This is a genomic window from Pseudoalteromonas sp. SG43-1 (genome assembly GCF_014164415.1).
Taxonomy (GTDB): Bacteria; Pseudomonadota; Gammaproteobacteria; order Enterobacterales; family Alteromonadaceae; genus Pseudoalteromonas; species Pseudoalteromonas distincta.
In genome coordinates this window covers 1-2,662 of the sequence record NZ_JACJFD010000058.1, presented here as the reverse complement: position 1 = coordinate 2,662, position 2,662 = coordinate 1, and the positions used below count along the sequence as shown (strand labels likewise).

The 2,662-nt window shown below is 38.2% G+C and carries 4 protein-coding genes; 2 read left to right on the top strand and 2 right to left on the bottom strand.

The annotated features are described in order from the left end of the window. Positions 1-155: 155 nt before the first annotated feature. Entirely contained in the window at positions 156-593 is a 438-nt protein-coding gene (locus tag H5159_RS20655) for a group II truncated hemoglobin (protein WP_004335148.1), read from the bottom strand. 53 nt (positions 594-646) lie between these two features. Between H5159_RS20655 and aroE the strand changes: the two genes are divergently transcribed. Beyond that, positions 647-1,471: a shikimate dehydrogenase gene (gene aroE / locus H5159_RS20650; RefSeq protein ID WP_154904294.1), complete on the top strand. Its 825-nt coding sequence runs from the start codon at positions 647-649 to the stop codon at positions 1,469-1,471. Further along, complete coding sequence (locus H5159_RS20645) at positions 1,468-1,722, top strand: DUF1488 family protein (protein WP_004335144.1); 255 nt, start codon at positions 1,468-1,470, stop codon at positions 1,720-1,722. Before aroE ends, H5159_RS20645 begins: the two co-directional genes overlap by 4 nt. On the opposite strand, the gene H5159_RS20640 is transcribed toward H5159_RS20645, so the two are convergent. Continuing rightward, a complete protein-coding gene (locus tag H5159_RS20640) occupies positions 1,714-2,259 on the bottom strand; it encodes a gamma carbonic anhydrase family protein (protein ID WP_002959868.1) in 546 nt (181 codons plus the stop codon). The genes H5159_RS20645 and H5159_RS20640 overlap by 9 nt on opposite strands. Between the last annotated feature and the right edge of the window lie 403 nt (positions 2,260-2,662).

Genomic DNA, 2,662 nt, shown 5'->3' with positions numbered 1-2,662 from the left:
TGTTCGTTAATCATAATGTGCCCTCAAACAAGATTTGAAGATCTGATCATGACATTGAGATTTAGTTCAAAAAAATCCCCGCTAATTTCTTAGCAGGGATTTGTGTATAAGAGACAGCTAATTAGCGCCTTTTTGCATTATGGCTAAATATAAATTTAATGCTGATTGATCATGTGCGTTGCTAGTTGAGAGAATGATTGCTTTAAGCCTTCACGTAACAACGGATTGTCTATTTCTATATCCAGCGTTTTATTCATGCAGTACATCCACTGATCGCGCAATGCTTTATCTACAGTAAAAGGCATATGTCTTTTACGTAGCATTGGCTGGCCATGTTTTTCAGTAAATAGGTTTGGCCCGCCTAACCAACCAGATAAAAATTCAAAAAATACTTGGCGAATTCGATCTAATGGCAGAGGATGCATATCATATAACGGTTTAGCGTATTCATCTGACTCCATTATGTCGTAGAATCGATTGGAGATAGCTCGCGCCCCTTTCTCTCCACCTATTATTTCATACGGTGTTTTTTCAGGAGTAGGAGCCTGTTGCTCGGGAGCCGGCTTAGATTTAGAAAAAAGTCGTTTAATCATATTACTTATCATTGTTAATAGGCAGTTTATAGCTGCAAAGAGGTTGCTTTAAAATGGACAAATATGCGGTTTTTGGAAATCCAATTAAACATTCAAAATCCCCCGCGATACATAAACAATTTGCTGTATCACTGGGTGAGCAAATCGACTATCGCGCAATATTAGCACCTATCGATAACTTTGAAAAAACAGTATTGTCTTTTTTTGAGCAAGGCGGTGTGGGTGCTAATGTTACAATGCCATTTAAAGAGCAAGCTTATGCAATGGCTGATGAGCTTACCCCATTAGCCAAAATAGTAGGGGCTGTTAATACACTAAAAAAACGAGATAATGGCTCATTACTCGGTGATAACACCGATGGTGTGGGCTTTGTAAATGATTTACTCGCTAATGAAGTAGCCATAACTAATAAACGCATTTTAATCATAGGTGCGGGCGGTGCTGCTCGAGGGGTTATTTTACCTTTGTTAGAGCATAACCCTCAGGAAATAATAATAGTTAATCGCACAGCACAAAAAGCCAAAGAACTCGCAGAGCTGTTTACCCAATATGGACCAGTATCTGGCTTTGGTTTTGATGATTTACCAGTAAGCGATTACTCACTAATTATAAACTCTACCTCTAGCAGTATGAATAACGAACTTCCAGCACTTGATAAAAAACACATAACTAACTGTGAAGTCGCTTATGACATGTTTTATTCACTGCAAAATACCATTTTTATGAATTGGGTTGCACAGCATAATATTAACGCTAAGCTTTTAGATGGCAGTGGCATGTTAGTTGGTCAAGCTGCTCAAGCATATTATGTATGGCGTAATAAAATGCCAAAAATACTTCCCGTCGTTGATGCGCTCAAACAAGGAACGCTTAAATGAATCAGGCAATACAATTTATAGATAGGCTAGAGTTTAGAGAGCCCGATCATCAGCTAGTATTTTTTGCACAAGTTAGTGGCATGCTGGTGGAGTGTGTAATAGAAGTAAATACACTTAAACTAACAGACGAAAGTCACGCAACAGAGTATTTTGAAAAGTATCGTTTTGATTACGAAGAACGTGCCGAGGAGCTTATCGAAGAAGAGAGCTATAACTCGGCAGGCCAAATTGAAGTAAGTTTATTAACTTAAATTAGCTATTTCAGCTAAGTACTCATCTTTAAGTGATACATAGTTATCGGCAGATATTTTTAAAAAGGCAAGTTCTTGCTCCGTTAGAGGGCGGGCTTGCTTAGCCGGGCTCCCTACATATAAGTAACCAGACTCTAAGCGTTTGTTTGGTGGTACCAAAGAGCCGCCACCTATAATTACATCATCTTCAACAACCACGTTATCCATAATAATAGCGCCCATACCTACAAGTATACGGTTTCCTAATATACATCCGTGCAGCATTACCTTATGACCTACAGTTACATCGTCACCTATAATAAGTGGATAACCATCTGGATTGCTTTTAGTTGCACGAGATAAATGCAATACACTGCCATCTTGTATATTGGAGCGTTTACCAATACGTATATAGTTAACATCGCCTCGGGCTGCTACTAAAGGCCAAACACTACTATTATCACCTAAAGTAATATCACCAACCAAAACTGATGACTCATCAATATAAACAGACGAATTAAACGAAGGAGTTACACCTTTATAAGAACGGATTGCCATATTTAGTACCTTTTAGATAATAGTTATTAGCTTTGAGTGTATCAGCAAGGTCTTTTTTGTACCATAACAGGCACCGTTTGGTTACAAAACTATCAGTTTTAGGGGGTTTAGTTCAGATACTGACCGAACAGCATCTTTTTTTACTTTTTCTTTAAAAAAGTACTTGCGTAAAAATCTGTTCTCCCTATAATGCGACCCCACTGAGACGGGAAACGCTGAAGCATAGCAAGGCACGAACTACTCAGAGAGTTAAATAAAACTTCGGTTTTAAATTGTCGAAAGAAAGTTTAAAACAAAGTGTTGACTCGAAAAATAAAGGGTGTATTATTCGCATCCCTTGAGACGCTAAAGCGACTCAAAACGTTCTTTAACAATATAAAGCAATCATCTGTGTGGGCACTCG

Coding starts and splice junctions, on each gene's coding strand:
- H5159_RS20655 (WP_004335148.1), bottom strand. CDS start 593: ATGATTAAACGACTTTTTTCTAAATCTAAGCCGGCTCCCGAGCAACAG.
- aroE (WP_154904294.1), top strand. CDS start 647: ATGGACAAATATGCGGTTTTTGGAAATCCAATTAAACATTCAAAATCC.
- H5159_RS20645 (WP_004335144.1), top strand. CDS start 1,468: ATGAATCAGGCAATACAATTTATAGATAGGCTAGAGTTTAGAGAGCCC.
- H5159_RS20640 (WP_002959868.1), bottom strand. CDS start 2,259: ATGGCAATCCGTTCTTATAAAGGTGTAACTCCTTCGTTTAATTCGTCT.